The organism is Arthrobacter sp. BGA-UO-ETr-C19 (assembly GCF_059568005.1).
Genome location: NZ_JCAQPC010000008.1, coordinates 47,431 through 66,519 on the forward strand (window position 1 = coordinate 47,431; position 19,089 = coordinate 66,519).

The 19,089-nt window shown below is 67.7% G+C and carries 15 protein-coding genes, 1 tRNA gene and 1 riboswitch; of the genes, 11 read left to right on the forward strand and 5 right to left on the reverse strand.

What is annotated here, in order from left to right; translation table 11 throughout:
- The first annotated feature begins 241 nt into the window (after positions 1 to 241).
- Positions 242 to 315, forward strand: a tRNA-Arg gene (locus AC57BR_RS03280).
- A 123-nt stretch (positions 316 to 438) separates the two neighbouring features.
- Here the strand turns inward: AC57BR_RS03280 and AC57BR_RS03285 are convergent.
- Complete coding sequence (locus AC57BR_RS03285; protein ID WP_496358331.1) at positions 439 to 1,167, reverse strand: FadR/GntR family transcriptional regulator; 729 nt, start codon at positions 1,165 to 1,167, stop codon at positions 439 to 441.
- 129 nt (positions 1,168 to 1,296) lie between these two features.
- On the opposite strand from AC57BR_RS03285, the gene AC57BR_RS03290 reads away from it, so the two are divergent.
- The 5 genes from AC57BR_RS03290 to AC57BR_RS03310 all read left to right on the forward strand — a co-directional run bounded on the left by AC57BR_RS03290 (position 1,297) and on the right by AC57BR_RS03310 (position 6,855).
- Complete coding sequence (locus tag AC57BR_RS03290) at positions 1,297 to 2,751, forward strand: dihydrolipoyl dehydrogenase family protein (protein ID WP_496358332.1); 1,455 nt, start codon at positions 1,297 to 1,299, stop codon at positions 2,749 to 2,751.
- A 66-nt stretch (positions 2,752 to 2,817) separates the two neighbouring features.
- Entirely contained in the window at positions 2,818 to 3,546 is a 729-nt protein-coding gene (locus AC57BR_RS03295; protein ID WP_496358333.1) for an ABC transporter ATP-binding protein, read from the forward strand.
- The gene (locus AC57BR_RS03300) at positions 3,543 to 5,579 is read left to right on the forward strand and encodes a YhgE/Pip family protein (protein ID WP_496358334.1); all 2,037 of its coding nucleotides are present in this window, start codon (positions 3,543 to 3,545) and stop codon (positions 5,577 to 5,579) included. Before AC57BR_RS03295 ends, AC57BR_RS03300 begins: the two co-directional genes overlap by 4 nt.
- Positions 5,576 to 6,226 (forward strand): TetR/AcrR family transcriptional regulator, encoded by a 651-nt coding sequence (locus AC57BR_RS03305; protein WP_214855081.1) that lies wholly within the window; start codon positions 5,576 to 5,578, stop codon positions 6,224 to 6,226. Before AC57BR_RS03300 ends, AC57BR_RS03305 begins: the two co-directional genes overlap by 4 nt.
- A gap of 17 nt (positions 6,227 to 6,243) precedes the next feature.
- Positions 6,244 to 6,855, forward strand: coding sequence for a hypothetical protein (locus tag AC57BR_RS03310; protein WP_496358335.1), 612 nt, complete (start codon positions 6,244 to 6,246; stop codon positions 6,853 to 6,855).
- A gap of 44 nt (positions 6,856 to 6,899) precedes the next feature.
- Here AC57BR_RS03310 and AC57BR_RS03315 read toward each other — a convergent pair whose 3' ends face one another.
- From AC57BR_RS03315 to AC57BR_RS03330, 4 genes are all read right to left on the reverse strand, one after another.
- On the reverse strand, positions 6,900 to 8,327 hold the full coding sequence (locus AC57BR_RS03315) for a D-alanyl-D-alanine carboxypeptidase family protein (RefSeq protein ID WP_496358336.1): 1,428 nt from the start codon (positions 8,325 to 8,327) through the stop codon (positions 6,900 to 6,902).
- A gap of 51 nt (positions 8,328 to 8,378) precedes the next feature.
- Positions 8,379 to 8,906: a SixA phosphatase family protein gene (locus tag AC57BR_RS03320; RefSeq protein ID WP_496358337.1), complete on the reverse strand. Its 528-nt coding sequence runs from the start codon at positions 8,904 to 8,906 to the stop codon at positions 8,379 to 8,381.
- Between the two features lie 126 nt (positions 8,907 to 9,032).
- Positions 9,033 to 9,908: a winged helix-turn-helix domain-containing protein gene (locus AC57BR_RS03325; RefSeq protein ID WP_496358338.1), complete on the reverse strand. Its 876-nt coding sequence runs from the start codon at positions 9,906 to 9,908 to the stop codon at positions 9,033 to 9,035.
- Between the two features lie 597 nt (positions 9,909 to 10,505).
- Complete coding sequence (locus tag AC57BR_RS03330) at positions 10,506 to 11,573, reverse strand: hypothetical protein (protein ID WP_496358339.1); 1,068 nt, start codon at positions 11,571 to 11,573, stop codon at positions 10,506 to 10,508.
- Positions 11,574 to 11,769: 196 nt separating this feature from the next.
- On the opposite strand from AC57BR_RS03330, the gene AC57BR_RS03335 reads away from it, so the two are divergent.
- From AC57BR_RS03335 to AC57BR_RS03355, 5 genes are all read left to right on the forward strand, one after another.
- A complete protein-coding gene (locus tag AC57BR_RS03335; RefSeq protein ID WP_496358340.1) occupies positions 11,770 to 12,510 on the forward strand; it encodes a response regulator transcription factor in 741 nt (246 codons plus the stop codon).
- Between the two features lie 3 nt (positions 12,511 to 12,513).
- A complete protein-coding gene (locus AC57BR_RS03340; RefSeq protein WP_496358341.1) occupies positions 12,514 to 14,127 on the forward strand; it encodes a sensor histidine kinase in 1,614 nt (537 codons plus the stop codon).
- A gap of 94 nt (positions 14,128 to 14,221) precedes the next feature.
- Positions 14,222 to 14,385, forward strand: a riboswitch (cyclic di-AMP (ydaO/yuaA leader).
- A 5-nt stretch (positions 14,386 to 14,390) separates the two neighbouring features.
- Entirely contained in the window at positions 14,391 to 15,284 is an 894-nt protein-coding gene (locus AC57BR_RS03345; RefSeq protein ID WP_496358342.1) for an aggregation-promoting factor C-terminal-like domain-containing protein, read from the forward strand.
- A gap of 290 nt (positions 15,285 to 15,574) precedes the next feature.
- Positions 15,575 to 17,044, forward strand: a complete 1,470-nt coding sequence (locus tag AC57BR_RS03350) for a bifunctional glycosyltransferase family 2/GtrA family protein (RefSeq protein WP_496358343.1) — start codon at positions 15,575 to 15,577, stop codon at positions 17,042 to 17,044.
- Entirely contained in the window at positions 17,041 to 19,086 is a 2,046-nt protein-coding gene (locus tag AC57BR_RS03355; RefSeq protein WP_496358344.1) for a glycosyltransferase family 39 protein, read from the forward strand. The genes AC57BR_RS03350 and AC57BR_RS03355 overlap by 4 nt, the downstream gene beginning before the upstream one ends.
- Positions 19,087 to 19,089 lie beyond the last annotated feature (3 nt).

Sequence of the window (19,089 nt, forward strand, 5' to 3'; positions counted from 1 at the left end):
TGCTATTTCTGATGATCTGGACCAATTCGCTGTCAGACATCGGATGTCCTGCCCGTCCGGAGGCAACTTCCGCGGAAATTCAAGGAATTTGGATTTAGGAAAGTCGAAATTAGTGACGAAGGTCACGTAGACCGGTCTAGTTGTGTAAATTACATGGTTCTCGATTTGGAACTGCGGCCGTCCTCGCGTAAAGTTATTCGAGGTTCGGGGCGAGCGAAGAGTTCGGCAGGAACCGAAAGATGCGCCCATAGCTCAGCTGGATAGAGCGTCTGTCTACGGAACAGAAGGTCAGGGGTTCGAATCCCTTTGGGCGCACAGAGAGAAGGTCCGCACCGGGAAACCGGGGCGGACCTTTTGCTTTAACCCTTCTGAGTTAACCCTGCCCGCCGAGGCCGCAAGCCTTCTAACGTCTAGCGCTTCATTCCGGCACCGAACTTCCTACTCGCCGACGGCCTCAAGTATCCGCTCGCGGAAGCCGTCGAAGTGGTGCGTCAGCTCGCGGGCTGCCCGGGCTTTATCCCCCGCGGCCACGGCCGAATAGATGTTCCGGTGCACTGCAGCGAGCGCCGGAAGGTCCTCCACCCCGGGGCCTACCTCGGTGTAGATCTTGCGGTAGACCTTCCAGAAGACGCCCAGCAGGTTGAGCAGCAGTTCATTGTTCAGGGGTTCAAAGAGCCGGCGGTGGAATTCGGCATCAGCTTCCACGAAGGCTTCCCCTGCCGCCGCGCTCTGCTCCATGCTGATCACGGACTCCTCGATGGCGGACAGCTGTTCGGCCGTCATCTCATCCATCGCGCTGCCGATGAGGCCCGCCTCCAGCGCCTGGCGGACGTCCACAAGCTGCCGCGCTTCCAGGCCATGGTGCCGCAGGGACAGCCGCCCGCGGAATATCAGGCCGTCGGCGAGGGACTCGAAATTGCTGGGCGCGACGAACATTCCGAAGCCATGGCGGATCTCTATGACCCCCAGAGCCTGCAGGACCTTCAGCGACTCACGCAGGGTGTTCCGGCCCACGCCGAGGGCGAGGCACAGCTCGTTTTCGGTGGGAAGGGCATCTCCGGGCTCCAGTTCACGGTCCAGGATCAGTTCCATGATGTCCGACTGCAGGGCGCGCAGGCGGGCCTGGGCACTGAAGCGGGCCGGCGGAACCACGTTGGAGGGCTGCATGGAGGGCTCCTTTGCACTGTCCGTACTTTTCCTCACCATATCGGATGTCCCACGTCCCCGGAACGGCCGGTCCACCGTTACGGCTGCGCCTGCCGAAAACCGCGCCAGGCGTGGGCGTAGTCTGTTGCCATGCCACGTCTTGTTGAACGGGAATTCGATGTCATTGTGATCGGCGCCGGCGCCGCCGGCGAAAACGCCGCAGACCGGGTGGTGCAGGGAGGCCTGACGACGGTCCTTGTGGAAGCCGAGCTGGTGGGCGGCGAGTGCTCCTACTGGGCCTGCATGCCGTCCAAGGCCTTGCTGCGCCCGGGCACCGCACTGCACGGAGCCCAGGCAGTTCCCGGCGCCAGCGAGGCCGTGACCGGAACGCTCGATGCGGCCGCCGTCCTCAAGCAGCGCGACTCCTTCACCTCCCACTGGCAGGATGCCAGCCAGGTGGAATGGGTGGAGAACGCAGGCATCGAACTGATCCGCGGCCGGGCACGGATCACCGGCGAGCGGACAGTAGGAGTAGCCGGGCTGGACGGTGACGACTACGCACTCACGGCGCGTCACGCCGTCGTACTTGCCAACGGCTCCACGCCCAACCAGCCACCGGTCGACGGACTGTCCGAGGTTTCGTACTGGGGCACGCGGGAGGCGACCTCGGCAAAGGAAATTCCCGGGCGGCTTGGCGTGCTGGGCGGCGGCGTCGCCGGGACGGAGCTTGCCCAGGCCTTTGCCCGCCTCGGGTCCACGGTCACACTGGTGGCCCGCAGCGGGCTGCTGCGCAATTTCCCGACTGAGGCCGCGGAACTGGTGGCCTCCGGCCTGCGGGCCGACGGGGTGGAGCTCCGGCTCGACACCAAGACCCGCAGCGTCCATAGGAATTCCGATGGTTCCCTGACGCTCACGTTCGACGGCGGCGACACCGTCACGGTGGACAAGCTGCTGGTGTCCACGGGCCGGCGCCCCGCATTGGAAGGGCTCGGGCTGGAGAGCGTGCTGTCCGCCAGCGACGGCAAGCCCGTGACCATCCGCACGGACTCGACCGGCCTGGTGGCGGAAGCGGCGGGCAACGACGACGGTCCATGGTTGTACGCGGTGGGCGACGCGGCGGGCAAGGTGCTCCTGACCCACCAGGGCAAGTATGAGGCCCGGGCCACCGGCGCAGCCATTGCCGCCCGGGCAAAGGGCGAGCTTCGCGGGGAACCCGAACCGTGGAGCCGGTATGCGCAGACGGCCGACGAACACGCCATTCCCAACGTCGTATTCACCGACCCTGAGCTGGCCAACGTCGGCAGGTCGCTGGAGCAGGCCCGCAAGGATGGCTACAACGCATCGTCGGTGGAGCTGCCCATCGCCGTGGCGGGCTCCTCCCTGCATGCCGGGAACTATGAGGGCTGGGCGCAGCTCGTGGTGGATGAGGACCGCAAGGTGCTCCTCGGCGCAACGTTCGCCGGGCCGGACGTCGCCGAACTCCTGCATGCCGCGACGATTGCCGTCGTCGGGCAGGTTCCGCTGGACCGGCTCTGGCACGCAGTGCCCTCCTATCCAACCATCAGCGAAGTCTGGCTGCGGCTGCTGGAGAAGTACGGCCTCTGATCTTATTTGAACTGACTAGTCAGTTCGGTTAGCCTTGAAGCAGACAACTTCTGCGAAAGGCTCCTCTTGCTCTGCGCACGACAGCTCAGCGTGAAAGGCCGGCGGCTCGACCTCCTGCCGCCGACTTCCCTGCAGGTGGCCCGCGGCGAACTGCTGCTGGTGACCGGCGACCGCCAGGACCAGAGGACGGCCCTTGCACTTGTCCTCAGTGGCCGGATGAGGCCCGGCGGCGGCACTGCCACCTGGGACGGCTCGGCGGGGATCAGGCCGCTGCGGCGCGCCAGCGCCCTGGTGGACTCCCCCGGCGTCAACGAACCCGAACAGCACCTGAGCGTCGCGGATCTCGTCACGGAGGATCTGGCCCTGATTCCGCGCCGGTACCGTGGCGCCCTGCTCAGCAAGCCGTGGCTGAAGGTCAACCGCTTCGAGGACGTCGCCGGCATGTGGACGGAGCAGCTGCCGCCGGCCCGCCGCACCGAGCTCCTCACGGCGCTGGCCCTCGCGAACCCCGGCACGGACCTGCTCGTCGTGGACTCCCCCGACCGGCACGGCGCCGACCCCGCGGCGTGGCTGCCGCGGCTCCGGGATTTGGCGTACGACGGCGGCCGGCCCCTCGCCGTCGTCGCCACCGTCACTGCCCTCCCGGACGGCTGGACCGGACCGTCCGCGGCAATCGGCAACGCGGACCGCCGCCCCTCCCCGGCGAGTTTTTGTACAGATAATGGCCCCAAAACGCCCCCGAAGTCCGAATACGTGGACAAAAACTCCAGCCTGAGAGGCGAGGTCGCCAAGTGACTGTCCTGCGGCTGGCGCGCTCCGAACTCAAGCGCATGACCGGCGGGCTGCTGCCCAAGCTGACCATCATGGCGCTCACCCTGGTGCCGCTGCTCTACGGCGCGGTATACCTGTATGCCAACTGGAATCCGTACGGCAACCTCGACCGGATCGACGCCGCACTCGTGGTGGAGGACGCCGGGGCGGCCACCGGCAACGGAGCGCGGCTGGAGGCCGGGCAGAAGGTGGCGGACAGCCTGCTCGACGGGCATGTGTTCAACTGGCAGAAGGTCCCGACCGCCGCCGAGGCGGACCAGGGCGTCAGCGACGGAAAGTACGCATTCGCGCTGAAGATCCCCAAGGACTTCTCCGCCAACCTTGCCTCGCCCGGCAGCTTTGATTCGGCGACCCAGGCCATGCTCAACGTCACCACCAACGACGCCAACAACTACCTGCTGAGCACCATCGTGGACAAGCTGACCACGGCCGTGCATGCCTCGGTGGCCAAGGAGGTCGGCGCGGAGACGGCCAACCAGCTCCTCACCGGTTTCGGCACCATCCACACCCAGATGGTGAAGGCAGCCGACGGTGCCGCCCAGCTGGCCGACGGCATCACCCGCCTGCACGACGGTGCGGTCACCCTGCATGAGGGAACCGGCAAGCTGGAAACCGGGGCCGCAGACCTTCACAACGGCCAGGTCAGGCTCCGTGACGGGGCAAACGAGCTTTCGGCAGGCGCGGGACAGCTGAGCGGAGGGCTGGCCGAGCTGCGGGACAGGACTGCCGCGCTTCCGGCGGACTCGCAGCGCCTCGCTGACGGTGCCGCGCAGGTTGCGGCAGGAAACGCGGCGCTGAACAGCAAGGTGCAGGACGCCGTCGGGCAGCTCGAGACTGCTGAAAACGGTCTCCGCGGCAGGCTGCAGGAGTCCAACAACAAGCTGGTGGCCGCCGGTGTCCTGACCCAGGAACAGGCGGACAAGGTGCTCGCGGAAGCTGATACCGCGGCTGCCTCCGGCCCGGTCAGCGATGCCAGGGCGAAGATCCAGGCGGACGCCGCGCAGATCCAGCAGCTTGCGGACGGATCAGCCGCGGTCAGTGCCGGCGCGGCGCGCCTGGCCGCCGCCGCACCGGCCCTCACCGGAGGCATCTCGACCGCGTCCGCCGGGGCAGACCGGCTGGCGGCGGGAGCCTCGACGCTCGCTGCCGGCGAGCAGACGGCGGTGGACGGTTCCGCTGCCCTGTCGGCAGGCGCCCAAAAGCTCGACGACGGTGCGGCGCAGCTGGAGAGCGGAGCGGGCACCGCCGCGGCCGGCGCCGGGAAACTGGCTGACGGGCTGTCCAAGGGAGCCGGCAAGGTCCCGCACCCCGATGACTCGCAGAAGAGCAGCCTCTCGGCTGTGATGTCCGATCCCGTGACCGTCAGCAACGTCTCGCAGGCCAAGGCCGGCTCCTACGGTGCGGGGCTCGCTCCCTTCTTCATGACCCTGGCCCTGTGGATCGGCATCTTCATGCTGGTCCAGGCCATGCGGCCCATCACCCAGCGCGCCCTGGCCTCCAATGCGCCGGCCTGGAAGATCGCCGTCGGGGGCTGGCTTCCGTTCCTGGCGGTATCTGCCGTGCAGGCAAGCCTGCTCACGGTCGTCGTCAACGTGGGCCTGGGACTGCATCCTGTCCATCCGTGGCTGATGTGGCTGTTCCTGCTGGCAGCCGCCATGGCGTTCAGCGCCATCATCCAGGGCGTGGTGGCGCTGCTCGGTTCGCCGGGGAAGCTCGTGGTGCTCATCCTGCTCGTGCTGCAACTGGTCTCCTCCGGCGGCACCTTCCCGTGGCAGACCACGCCGGAGCCGCTGCACGCCGTCCACCGGGTCCTGCCCATGGGTTACGTGGTGGATGGCATGCGGCACCTGGTCTACGGCGCGGACCTGTCCCTGCTCCCGGCCACCGTGGCGGGGCTGTTTGGCTACACTTTGCTGGGGATAGCCCTTTCAACGCTGGCCGTCCGCAAGAACAAGTTCTGGACCCTCAAGACCCTGAAACCGGAGATCGCCGTATGAGCACGCTGGAGGCGGACCAGGAACCCGTTGCACCGAGGAAGCTCCGTCCCGGCCGGACCAACGCCACGAAGCAGAAACTGTTCGAGGCATCCATGGACCTGATCGGTGAACGCGGCGCGTCAGGTGTGACGGTGGACGAGATCGCCGCCGCGGCGGGCGTGTCCAAGGGGACCGTCTACTACAACTTCGGCAGCAAATCTGACCTGATTGCGCAGCTGTTGCGCCACGGCGTGGACATCCTCGAGGCCAGGCTGCTCAGCGTGAAGGGCGGGACGGCGGACCCGCTGGCAGGCATGGAGGCGATGATCGGCCAGGCCATGGACTTCATGGCCGAGTATCCGTCCTTCGCCAGGCTGTGGGTGGGCGAACAGTGGCGCACCCCGAGCGAGTGGCAGGACACCTTCGCCGAGCTCCGGACCCGGCTGCTGCAGGTGATCGGCACGGCAATCGAAAGTGTTGCGGCGCAGTACCCCGTGGACGCCACCATATCCCGGGGAAGCCTGGAAGCAGCCGTGTTTGGCGCCTGCTTTGTGGTGGGCCTGGACCGCCAGACGTACAACCCGGAACGGAGCCGTGACCAAAGCGTTGCAGCCATCATGACAATCATGCGCGGCTACGTGCTGAAGGGACCCGATCCTCAGGGATGATTAGTCCCATGCGCCACATGGGTAACAGCGGAAAGACAGCGATCGGTGCGTTTGCCGCAGCGGCAGGCCTGCTGGTGCTGACGGCCGTCACGCTGGAAGAGGCCGCGCTGGTCGCCTTCCTGGGCGCCCTGGCCGTGGGGTATGTGGCGTCCGTGGTGGAAGCCTTTGCCCGGCACCGCTACCTTGCCCTGTTGGCAGGCGGTGCCGGAACCAGCCTGTTTATCGGCTGCAGCATCGCCTTCCTGCGCATGTGGGGGCTGGCCTTCAACCAAAGTCCGGCAGCCCTGGGACAGGCCGTGACCACCCGGGATTCGGACATCTACTTCTACATGGCCGCAGCCTCCGGATGCCTGACGCTGCTGGTGTTGTTCTGCGCGGCAGTCTGGCCGTCCCGCCGGCGGCTGCGGCGGGAGGAACCCGCGCGACCCACCGGCACAGCCAGGCCGCGACCCACAGCCAGGCCCCGGAGCGCAAGCCCTGCCCGGGCGGCCGGAGCGCCGGCGCGTCCTGCTGCGAGACTTCCTGCGGGCGCCCGGCAATCAGCGCAGGCCACTGTTCGGCAACAGCAGGCCCAGCGGCCAGCCCAGCCAAAGCCGCCGCAGCAAAAACGCGCAGCCCGGCAACGCTGAGGCCGGCAACCCGCAGTCCGCCGCCGACTAGTTGAAGCCGCCGGCTAGCGGAAGATGTTGAACGGGCTCCAGCCCGGCCCGACGGACCGGAGGCCCGTGAACTGGCTGTTTCCGAGGCTGTAATACACAAGGCGCCCGTCGCTGGTCTTCGCGGTGAGACCGCGCGTTCCCGGCCCCTGGAACCCGAACGATGCGTGGGACTGGACCAGCGCGTTCCAACCGGTCCCCACCCGCCGGCGGGGTTCCGCTGCGAACTTTCCCGCGCCGTCGGACCTGTACAGCAGGAGCTCGCCGGACGCCCTGGTGACCAGCAGATCCTGGCGGCGGTCATTGTCGAAGTCGGCCATGGTCAGTTTCATGCCCTGGAATCCCTGCCCGAGCCGCAGCCGCGCGCTGAGCGCACCGCCCGTGGCGTTCGGGTAGAAGTACATGGCGCCGTCCGCTGCCGTGCCCACCACGCCCGGGTAGCGGTGGCCGCTGTGCCACTTGCCCACGGTGATGTTCATGGACTGCCACCCGGCGCTGCCCACGCGAAGCGGGCTGAGGAATCCGCCGGAGAGCTTGCCGCGGTACACCGAGAGCGTCCCGGTCTTCCACTGGGCCACGATGTCGTTGACGCCGTCGGCATTCCAGTCAGCGACGAAGCCGGCCCTCAGGCCTGACCAGCCCGGACCGATCCGCACGCGCGTGCCAAAACCGCCGCGGCCGTTGGCCGGATAGGACCACAGCACGCCGCTGGAGTCGGCGGCGAGCACGTCCGCCCCGCTCCTGATGGTGGGCCGGGCGGAAAAGTACTGTTCCATGGTGGGGATGGACCGGCTCTTCATGTCGGTGGCCAGCGGAACGCCGACGAACCTCAGGTGCCAGGGCTCGTACGTGTAGCCGGTGATGCCGGAGTATCCCTGCGGGTAGCGGACGATGAAGCCGTAGCGGTGGGCGTTCGCCGCCACCCAGCGCCCGCCCGCAGTGGTCCCAAAGCACGCCGTGAGGCCACAGCCGCCGCCCGCGTTTCCGATGTCCGCAGCCAGGCCGGTCTGGTGCTCGCTGTAGCCGGGCCGCGCCGAAATCTGGTCGGCGTAGGCCTGCCCGTACATCTGCACGTACGAGCTGTACAGGGCACTCTGGGACGCGTAGGAACGGTAGCCGCTGATGACCTCGAGGGAATAACCGGCGGCGCCCGCCCCGGCAAACAGCTGGCCGAGGGCACCTGCAACCTGTCGTCGCAGCAGGTGGCCGGTGCCGTTCCAGCCGACGAGGTCCGACGGCGCGAACTGGCGTGGATTCAGTGGGCGCGACTTGTTCACGAGGACCCACGCATGGCCGGGGTTCGATACCGCCTGCGTGGACAGCGGCTCACCGGCAGGTGCCGCGGTTGCCTGCTGCGCCCCGGCGGACAGCATCATCAGAACGACGACGGCGGCAGCGACCCGTAGGGTACAGGCCCGCCACCGGGCGGATACGGAATTCAGCATGGCGGCCCTTCCCCACAAAATCGACGCTGGGGACAAGCCTACTCGTCCCGGCTAGTGTGAGCGCGGGACCTTGAAGTGCGTGAGCCTGGCGTCCTGGCCATCCAGTTCGGCCCAGGGCTTCTCCGTCTCCAGCACGGTCAGGCCGCTCGTGGGAAAGCGCGTGGCGGCATCCATATAGGCGTCGTGGTTGGAATCCCGCGACGCCAGGTGCATGGCCAGGTCCTGCACGCCGGGCATGTGGGAAATCACCATCAGCGTGGTTACGGTGTCCGGCACGTGGTTGATGACCGCAAGCATGCGCAGCGCGGAGGCGCCGTAGAGGCCGTCCTCAAGTTTCGGCGTCGGGGCCTTCTCACCGAGTTCACTGCACACCCACGTGCATGTCTGCCGTGTCCGCAGGGAACTCGAGCACAGGATGAAATCCGGGACGATGTTGTGCTTGAGCAACCATTTACCGGCAAGCGGAGCCTCGCGGTGGCCGCGTTCCTCCAGGGGACGCTCGTGGTCCGCCACCCCGCCCGGCCAGTCGGCCTTGGCGTGGCGCATAAGGACCAGCCGCTTCTTATGGTGCGCACTCATGGACTCACCCTACTATCAGCCGCGGAGGCCAGTGCTCGGTGGCCCCGAGGAACGAAGGAGGAAGAGAGCTGGCCGAAGCCAGCGAACGCTAAGGCACGGCGAAAGGCCGTATCCGGGCGGAGAAGACTAGATCGAGTACTCCGGAGCGGCCCAGACAACGACCTCCGGGTGCTCGTAGAAGCGGTAGCCCTGGCCGCGGACCGTGCGAACGGTGTTGGCGAGGCGGCCGAGCTTGGAGCGGAGGCGGCGGATGTGGACGTCGATGGTGCGCTCGTTCGGCACTTCTTCGGCGTTGCGCCACAGGCCCTCGAGCAGTTCGTCGCGGCCCACAGTACGGGTGCCGTTCTCCACGAGGTAGTTGAGCAGTTCAAATTCCTTGAACGTCAGATTCAGGGATTCGCCGTCGAGGTGCACCTCGCGGCGGGCGAGGTCGATCAGGACACCGGAGGGACGGGGATCCTGGGCCGGCTGCACCCGGGCAGTCTCCGTTCGCTGCCGGGCATTGACGGTGGGGTCACCAAAGGTGGAACGGACGACGTCGAGCGCCGAGCCAGGCGCGGTGGCCGGCGCCACAGCGACGGCGGCGTAGCTCTCGGCACCGGTAACCAGAGACTGGGCGTAGGCCCGGATCTCCTGGGCAAGCTTGGCGATCGAGGTGCCGGCGGCGGCCGCGGTTTCCTCGTCAATGCCCATGTACAGGACGAACCCGCGGGCGACGTTTTCGTTCGGCACGGGGCGGACCGGGGCGGTGGCAGCCGGGGCCACAAGAGGTGTGGGCGCGGTCAGCGGCGCGGCTTCGTCAGCCTGCACGGCGCGCAACTGGCCGTACGAGTTCGGGTTATAGCCCTGCGGTGCGTAGCCCGGGGCCGCGGGAACGGTGTTGGCCGGGCCTGCCGGGGCGAAGGCGGGGCGGGCGCCGAATCCCTGGCGCAGTCCCTGCGCCTGACCTGCCTTGTTGGCGTTACGGACTGAGATGTGGACGTATCCGGATGCAACTGACATGAATGCTTACCTCAATGTGAATGGCCGTCATCGCGGCTCGAATGCTTGGGTCCCCGCAATGATTCTGGGGAGGGGCGCCCTACGCTGGGCTGGGGGCGAATGCCTAAAAACTTCGTGGGTGGTGAAAGTTAGGCGTGCATTCGACAACAGCGCATGTCGGCAGCAGCGGGTGTGCTGGGCCAATATTCTGCGGCTGCAGGTGCTGTTGAGTTCTTGTTCACATTTGAAAGTGTGCAACGTAACAATGAAAACTTGCAAGTAACAATGGACTAAACCGTCCGCATGCTGAGACAAATGGCTCGTTTGTGTGGTAAATCACAGTTTTGCCGGCCGTCGATTTTTTGATCTATTTTCCTGAACGGACGGTCGGAAAGCTGCTCTTACGGAATCTTCTTCGATTTTTCGATAAATACGCGCTGAATATTCAATGACATCTGAAATGCCGGAAACCCGCCGCCGCGATACGCCGCTTGTCCAGCTATGACGCAGGCAGGAAGAAAGTTTTTTGCCCAAGCGCAGGGAGCGGCCGGGGTCAAATCCGCCACGACGGCGGCGGCAGCGCCCGCTTCGACTGGGCGCCGAGCCTTCCCGCACCAATCAGCTGGACTGACTCGAGCTGCCGGTTCCGCCCGATCCGGTGCTTCCGCCCGACTGTGTGGTGGCCCCGCTCACCTGCACGTTCTCGGCCGCAAAAGCCGAGCCATCCTTGCCGGCCACAATCCGGACTGCGGCTCCGGAAACGATGTCAGCCACTGTCAGGTCGCCGGTTGCTGACTGCTGGCGCCGCTGCAGCAGGTTGCTCACCACCGTTTCGCCGCTGAGTGTGTAGGTGCGCGTGAAGCCGTCGGAACTCTTCACCGTGACCGAACCGGAGGAAACGTCGGAAACGGTGCCGAGCTGCGCCACCTTGGTGACGTACTGCCCGTTCTCCTCGACGACGTACTCCGAATGCACCGCCGCCGAGACCCCGCTGCCCATGCCGCCGAGGCCGTTGGGCGCGAAGTCGCCTCCTTGGCCGGGCACGGTGCCGCTGCCCGGGGCCTGCATGCCGCCCGGGCCGCCCATCGACCCGCCGTCCTGTGGCTGGCCACCCTGGGTGCCGCCCTGGCTCAGACCACCCTGCGCCAACCCGCCTTGGGCCCCGGCGGCAGTCCCGCCGGCAGCGGCAGCGTTGCTGCCCAGGCCATACACGGTGGCTCCGGCACCTGCCGCCAGAACGGTTGCCGCACCGGCCACGACCAGTCCGCGCTTCATGGTCCAGGGCTTGCCGCCGGCTGCCGGCCCTCCGGTTTTTTCGGCCGACGGCGGCCCTCCCCAGCCCGCGCCCCAACCCGCGCCCGCGGCGCCCGCGGCGCCGTCGGCGGGAGCCTGGGCTGCGCCGGCACCCCAGCCCGCGTTTGGAGAGGTGGATGCCGGAGAGTTCGCGGCCTGGGAGCTGGGGTCGCCACCCGGGGCGGCAGAGTTCGGGGCGGCAGAGTTCGGGGCGGAAGAGTTCGGCGCGACGGCGTGTGGTGCGGCATATGTAGCGGTGCTCCCCGAGGAGAACGTGCCCAGGGACGTCACCGGTTCAGTCGCGGCTTCGGTTGGGAAGGCCTGCCCGTCCGGCAGCGGCGCCGGAGGCAGGGGTGTGGTTTCTGGAACAGGTGCGTGCTGCTGTCCGCTCATTGCGATCTCCTTAGGGTGCGGAAGTGTCCGTTCCAGACTGGAAAGCCTTCCTGTGTTTGGCCTGTGCGGCGCAAGAGCCATGGCTGTGACCTGAAAAATGCGCACAGGGGGTCTTTCAGCTCGCTAGGCTGGGATTCACAGCTGGCGCACAGGGTTGCCAAAGCGGCGGCTAAACACCAGAACGGAGAGTTGTCACATGGCCACTTCGCACTCCATGACCAACAACCTTCCCCATCTGACCCACCCGGACGGCTCCCCCATCCGCGCCCTCGTGGTTGACGACGAACCGAGCCTCTCCGAGCTCATGAGCATGGGCCTGCGTATGGCCGGCTGGTCGGTCGCCGTCGCTGCCGACGGCCCCGAGGCCGTGAAACTCGCCAAGGAGTTCCGCCCGGATGTGCTGGTGCTCGACGTGATGCTTCCCGGGTTCGACGGCGTCGAGCTCCTGGGCAGGATCCGCGCCTTCGCACCGGAAGTCCCGGCCCTGTTCCTCACCGCCAAGGACGCGGTGCAGGACCGCATCGTGGGCCTCGCCGCGGGCGGGGACGACTACGTCACCAAGCCGTTCAGCATGGAGGAAGTCCTGCTGCGCCTGCACCGGCTGGTCCAGCGCTCCGGCGTTGCCGCCATGGATTCCGCTGAGCTCGTGGTGGGCGATCTGGTCCTGAACCTCGACACGCGCGAAGTCACCCGAGCCGGCGACGAGCTGCAACTGACCGCCACCCAGTTCGAGCTGTTGCGCTATCTCATGGAGAACCCCAAGCGCGTGGTCAGCAAGGCCCAGATCCTGGACCGGGTGTGGAACTACGACTTTGGCGGCCAGGCCAACATCGTGGAACTGTACATCTCCTACCTGCGCAAGAAGGTGGATGCCGTCCATCCGCCGATGATCCATACGGTCCGCGGCGCGGGCTACGTCATCAAGCCGGCAGAGTAGGCCGTGGCAAACCTTTCCGGCGCAGTCCGTAGCCAGCGCCGAAGCTGGCTGAAGCCGGGTACCTGGCATCTGCGCACCCGCCTGGTCCTGGTGGCCATGGCACTGCTCGTGGCCATCTGCGGCGCCATCGGCCTGTTCAGCTACGCCAGCATGGACTCATTCTTGACCCAGCAGTTGGACAAGCAGCTCAGCGATGCCTCGCACCGCTCAAGTGAGTTCGGCCGGCCTCCGATTGGCAACCCCAGCGGAAGGCCTGATCCCCTGGACGCGCGGGGCCAAAGAGTCGGCACCCTCATCGCCCGGATTGAGAACGGCAATGTCAGCAGCGCGGGCTTCCTGGCCACCGATGCCACCCGCTCCTCGCTGTCGTCGGGGGACAACCAGCTCCTCCTGGGCCTGCGCACCGACGGTGCCCCGGTTGACCGCACGCTTTCGTCCGGCGCCTACCGCCTGATTGCCACGCAGACCCCCTATGGGGACGTCATCGTCACCGGGCTCCCCCTGGCGGAAAAGCAGAACACCCTGACCTCGCTCGTCTGGACCATCACGATTGTCTCGCTGGGCGGACTCGTGCTGATCGGCCTGGCCGGGACGGTGCTCATCCGCCGCACCATGAAACCGCTGGAGCAGCTCTCCGAGGTGGCCACCCAGGTGTCGCGCCTGCCGCTGGACGCCGGTGAGGTGGCACTCGCCGTCCGTGTCCCGCCGTCGAACGCCCATCCCGGAACCGAAGTGGGCAGCGTGGGGCACGCCCTGAACCAGATGCTGGACAACGTCTCCAACGCGCTGGAAGCGCGGCAGGAAAGCGAAATGAAGGTGCGGCAGTTCGTGGCGGATGCCTCCCACGAGCTCCGGACGCCGCTCACCGCCATCCGCGGTTACACCGAGCTGATGCGCATGACCGAAAAGTTCACCCCGGACGGCCAGCGGTCCCTTGCACGAGTGCAGAGCCAGTCGGAGCGCATGACCGCCCTGGTGGAGGACCTTCTGCTGCTTGCCCGGCTCGACGAGGGCCAGCCACTCAAGCTCAGCGACGTCGACCTCACGCAGCTCGTCATCGAGACCGTCAGCGACGAAAAAGTCATGGCGCCGGACCGGGCGTGGCACCTCGATCTTCCGGAGGAACCCGTGTCAGTCCGGGGCGATGCCTCACAGCTGCACCAGGTCCTGGTGAACCTGCTCTCCAATGCCCGCAAGCACACCCCGCCCGGCACCACGGTGACCACCGGCGTGATGCGGTCGGCCGACGGCAGCGCTGTGATTACGGTCACGGACGACGGCGCTGGCATCCCGCCTGAGTTCGTGGACAAAGTGTTCGCGCGCTTCGCCCGCGCAGACGCGTCACGGGCGACGCCGGTGCAGTCGTCCCTGGCGCCGGCAGCCGCAGCGGCTACGGGTTCTGCTGCCGGCAGCGGAACCGCGGGAACGGCCCTCCATACCGCGGCTTCACGGGGAGAACCGGGGGTCGCGTCGGCCGAGGGAACCAGCGGCCTGGGCCTGTCCATCGTGCAGTCCATTGTGGCGGCGCACGGCGGCACAGTGGAGGTCACGTCCCGGCCTGGCCGGACGGAATTTGCCGTCCGCCTGCCCACGCAAGGCGCCGCGCCGGCGTCGTGATGTCCGTTACCTAAATGTGACTTAATCAAAAGCCTCCTGTACCGTCGATAGCGTGCGGCCGCCACTAGGACCGCATGTCCGGATTGACGCCCAGCTCTGCCGCTTCCCGGATTCCGCTAGATCAGGCAGAGGCGGGGGAACCAGAGTCCCGGGCTTTCCGCATCAGCCCTTGGGGTGAAGCCGACACGTGAATTTTCCGTGCGGCCGGATGACCTCATCCGAACCCGACAGCTAACTCCGCAGGTGTTGAGAGGCAATCCACCATGTCTGAATTTAAGACTCAGGCGCGCCCTGAACGCGCCTCCAAGCAGTCCGACAGCAAGATTTCCCGTCACCGCGCCGAGCCTGCCCAGCCTAAGAGTGCATTTGGCCGTTTCGCCGCAGGCCTTCCGTCCTTCGGGCGCCGGGCAGCTGTCCTGACCACCGCCGCCGCCGTGCTCGTTGGTGTCGGCGCCGCCGGCCACGCGGCCGATCAGGCTACGCCGTCCGCCTCCGCGACGTCCGCGGCCACCGCCGACGCGGGGCAGACGCTGAGCTTCGACAAGACGCTGATCTCCGCCCTCCCCGCCCCGTCCGCGGCGTCCATCGCTCCGCAGTCGGCCGCCAAGGAGTCCGCGGCCACGGCTGCGGCGGCAACGAAGGCTGCCGCTGCCAAGGCTGCCGCCGCCAAGACTGCCGCCGCGAAAGCCGCCGCTGCCAAGGCAGCCGCTGCTAAGAATGCTGCCGCGGCCAACGCCGCCGCAGTTGCCAAGGCCCAGGCTGCCGCCACCCAGGCTGCTGCTGCCAAGGCCGCCGCTGCCAAGGCTGCCGCCGCCGCCAGGGCCAAGGCCGCGGCCCCTGTTGCCTTGAACGATCCCGCCGGCGCTCAGGCCTACGCGGCCAGCAAGCTTGGCTCCTTTGGCTGGTCCGCAGACCAGATGCAGTGCCTGAAGCGGCTCTGGACCAAGGAATCGGAATGGCGCACCACGGCCACCAACGCCAGCAGCGGCGCGTACGGCATCGTCCAGTCGCTGCCCGCCGAGAAGATGGCGAGCGCCGGGGCGGACTACCGCACCAACTACCGCACCCAGATCAACTGGGGCCTGGACTACATCAAGGAGCGCTACGACTCCCCGTGCGGCGCGCTGAACTGGCACCTGGCCCACAACTGGTACTGACAGGTTGCCGCGGCCGAACCGGCTGACGGCGAGCATTTCTGCACCTCCAACCCAACTGAGTAGCAGCACAGGGCGTTCCCACGGCTGGGAACGCCCTGTGCTGCTACCTAGTTCTATGGGCTTCCCCGAGTCTTTAGGCTGCCCTGAGGGCTCCTGATCCGCCAGGATCAGGAGCCCTTCGGCGTCCCGGCAGTTCCGGCGCTGGGCAAATTTGGTGCAGAAGCCACTTCCACAGCCCCCGCACAGCTTCGCCCTAAAACCCTCATAACAGGGGCCGCCACTGTTGATGCATGACCATCACTGACCAGGCCTCCGGAAACCAGCCGCACGCACCGCTGCTCACCCAGCCGCACGCGCTCCAGGGAGCCGGTGCGGCCGGACATGCCCCGGCGCAGACCCTCATCAGGCACGCGCGGCGGTCGCCCATCGACACCGCCACCGCGGTCCCGGTCCTGGACGTGACCATCCCGGTCTACAACGAAGAACGCGACCTGGAGGAGTGCCTGCGCCGGCTGCACGCCTACCTGCGCGGTACGTTCCCGCACTCGTTCCGCATCACCGTTGCGGACAACGCGAGCACCGACGGCACGCTCAAGGCCGCCGAGCGGGTGGCCCGGGAACTCCGTGAGGTCACCGTGGTACACCTCGAGGAGAAGGGCCGCGGCAACGCCCTGCGCAAAGTCTGGCTGGCCTCGCCGTCACCCGTCCTGGCCTACATGGACGTGGACCTCTCCACCGACCTGGCCGCACTGGGTCCGCTCCTGGCACCACTCATCTCTGGCCACTCGGACCTGGCCATCGGCACGCGGCTGACCCGCAACTCGCGGGTGGTCCGCGGGCCGAAGCGCGAATTCATCTCGCGCAGCTACAACTTCATGCTCCAGTCCCTGATGGGCGCCCACTTCAGCGATGCGCAGTGCGGTTTCAAGGCCATCCGGGCCGACATCGCCCAGCAGATCGTCCCGCACACCGTGGACACCGCCTGGTTCTTCGACACCGAGCTCCTGGTCCTTGCCGAACGCTGCGGCCTGCGGGTCCACGAGGTGCCGGTGGACTGGACCGACGACCCCAACTCCAGCGTGGACATCGTCCAGACCGCCCTTGCCGATGTCCGCGGCATGGCACGGCTCAGCAAGGACATGGTCACCGGCCGCATCCCGATCGCCGAACTCCGCGCAGCCCTGGCCCGCGGCCCGCTCCCCGCCGCATCACGCAGCCAGGAGCAAAGTCCGGGCGGCAGCCTGTTCGGCCAGCTGGTGCGGTTCGGCACCATCGGCGTGGCATCCACCCTGGCGTACCTGGTCCTCTTCTACCTCTGCCGCAACCTGATGGACGCCCAGCTTGCCAACCTGCTGGCCCTCCTCACCACGGCCGTGGCCAACACCGCCGCGAACCGGCGCTTCACGTTCGGCATCGCCGGCAACGGCGATGTTGCCCGGCACCACTTCGAAGGGCTGCTGGTTTTCGGAATCGGGCTGGCCCTCACGTCCGGCGCGCTCGCCCTGGTGCACAGCGGCGCATTGCCGGGAGGCACGACGCCGGACCGCTGGCTTGAGCTGGCAACCGTCACCGCCGCGAACCTCGCGGCCACCGCGGTGAAGTTCCTGCTGTTCCGGCTGTGGGTCTTCCGACGGCGGCCAGTCCCCAACGCTTCCGCAGATCCTGCCGCTTCCCCCACCAACGCTTCCGCAGATCCTGCCGTTTCCGAGCCATCCCTCCCGCAGGCATCCGCCCCGACCACAGAAATGGCACAGTCATGAGCACCACTGCCACTCCCCCACACCGGACGACCGACCAGCCGCAAGAGCCCGGGCCGGCGAACGCCGCGCACTCCGCGCCGGCCGCACCTGGTGAGCCCAAAGTCACCCCGGAGCGGATCCGCCGCACCGGCAGGGCATCCCGGCTCCTGCTGGGAAACCAGCCCAGCTGGATCCGGCCGTCGGCGGCGGCGCTGCTGGCGTTCACCGCCGTGCTGTACCTGTGGAACCTTGAAGCCACGGGGTACGCCAACTCCTTTTACGCCGCCGCCATCCAGGCGGGCACCAAGGACTGGACGGCGCTGCTGTTCGGCTCCCTCGACTCCGGAAACGCGATCACCGTCGACAAGCCCCCGGCGGCGCTGTGGATTCCTGCCCTCGTGGGCCGGGTCTTCGGCTTCTCGCCGCTGACCATGCTGCTGCCGCAGGCACTCATGGGCGTGGCCGCCGTCGGACTCCTTTACCTCACGGTCAGGCGCACATCCGGCCCCGCGGCGGGACTGCTCGCAGGCGGCGTGCTGGCGGTGACTCCGGTGGCCGCGCTGATGTTCCGGTTCAACAACCCTGACGCACTGCTCACCCTGTGCCTGGTGCTGGCCGCCTATCTGACCACCCGTGCCGTTGAAAAGGCTGGCTGGAAGTGGCTTGCCGCCGCCGGTGCAGTCATCGGCCTGGCATTCCTGACGAAGATGCTCCAGGGCTTCCTGATCGTTCCCGGCCTCGCACTGGCCTACCTCTGGGCTGCCCCCACGAGCCTCGGCCGGCGTTTCCTGCACCTGCTCGCCGCGGCAGGCGGCATCGTGCTGGTGGCCGGCAGTTACATCGCCCTGTTCCAGCTCACGCCTGCCTCAGCCAGGCCCTACATGGCCGGGTCCGAGACCAACAGCTTCCTGGAACTGACCTTCGGCTACAACGGCCTCGGCCGCATCACCGGATCCGAAGGCGGCATGGGCGGAGGCATGCCCGGCGGTGGCGGCGGCATGGGCGGGAATGTCGGCTTCGGCGGAGCCGCGGGGATCACCCGGATGTTCGGGACCAGCTTCGGCGGTGAGGTGTCATGGCTGCTTCCGTCGGCACTGATCCTGCTCGGTGCCGGCCTGTGGTTCACCCGCCGCGAGGCACGCACGTCCCGGACGCGCGCGGCGCTGGTCCTCTGGGGCGGCTGGCTGCTGGTCACCGCCGGGATCCTGAGCTTTATGAGCGGCACCGTCCACCCGTACTACGCTGTTGCGCTGGCGCCGGCGATCGCCGCACTGGTGGGCATCGGTGCCGTGGAGCTATGGCGGGGCCGTGCTTACTGGCCTGCGCGGATTACCCTGGCCGCCACGGTCCTGGCGGGGTCGGCCTGGTCCGCGGCGCTCCTGGGACGCGACGCCACGTGGCTGCCCTGGATCAGGGTGGCGGTGGTGATCCTTGGCGTGCTGGCCGCCGTCGCATTGCTGCTCCGGCTCGACTCGCTCCAGGCTGTTCCCGCCCGGCTCCGCAGGACGGCAACGGCTACCGTGGTGGCGGTTTCGCTGCTGGCCGGCGGGCTGGGCAGCACGGCCTGGACCTTCGCCACGGCAGCCCAGCCCCACTCCGGGTCGATTCCGACGTCGGGCCCCACCGCCTCCGCGATGGGCGGACCAGGCGGGCAGGGAGGACGCGCCGGCTTTTCCGGCCCGGGCACCTCCGGCCCGGGCACCTCCGGCTCGGGGCTGGCGGACGGCGCGGGCACGGCGAACTCCGAACTCACCGCGCTGCTCAAGGCCAGCACCGCGAAGTGGTCCGGGATTGTTTCCGGCGCCAGCCAGGCAGCCAGCCTGGAACTCGCCACGGGCACCAACGTGATTGCCCTCGGCGGCTGGAACGGCGGCGACCCCTACCCCACGCTCGCGCAGTTCCAGGAGATGGTGGCCAACGGCGAGATCGGCTACTTCATCTCCGGCGGCGGGATGGGCGGAGGCGGCGGACGCGGAGGAAACTCCGAGGTGGCCACCTGGGTTGCCGCCAACTTCGAAGCCCAGACCGTGGGCAACTCCACCGTCTACAAGCTGACCACCTAGGCA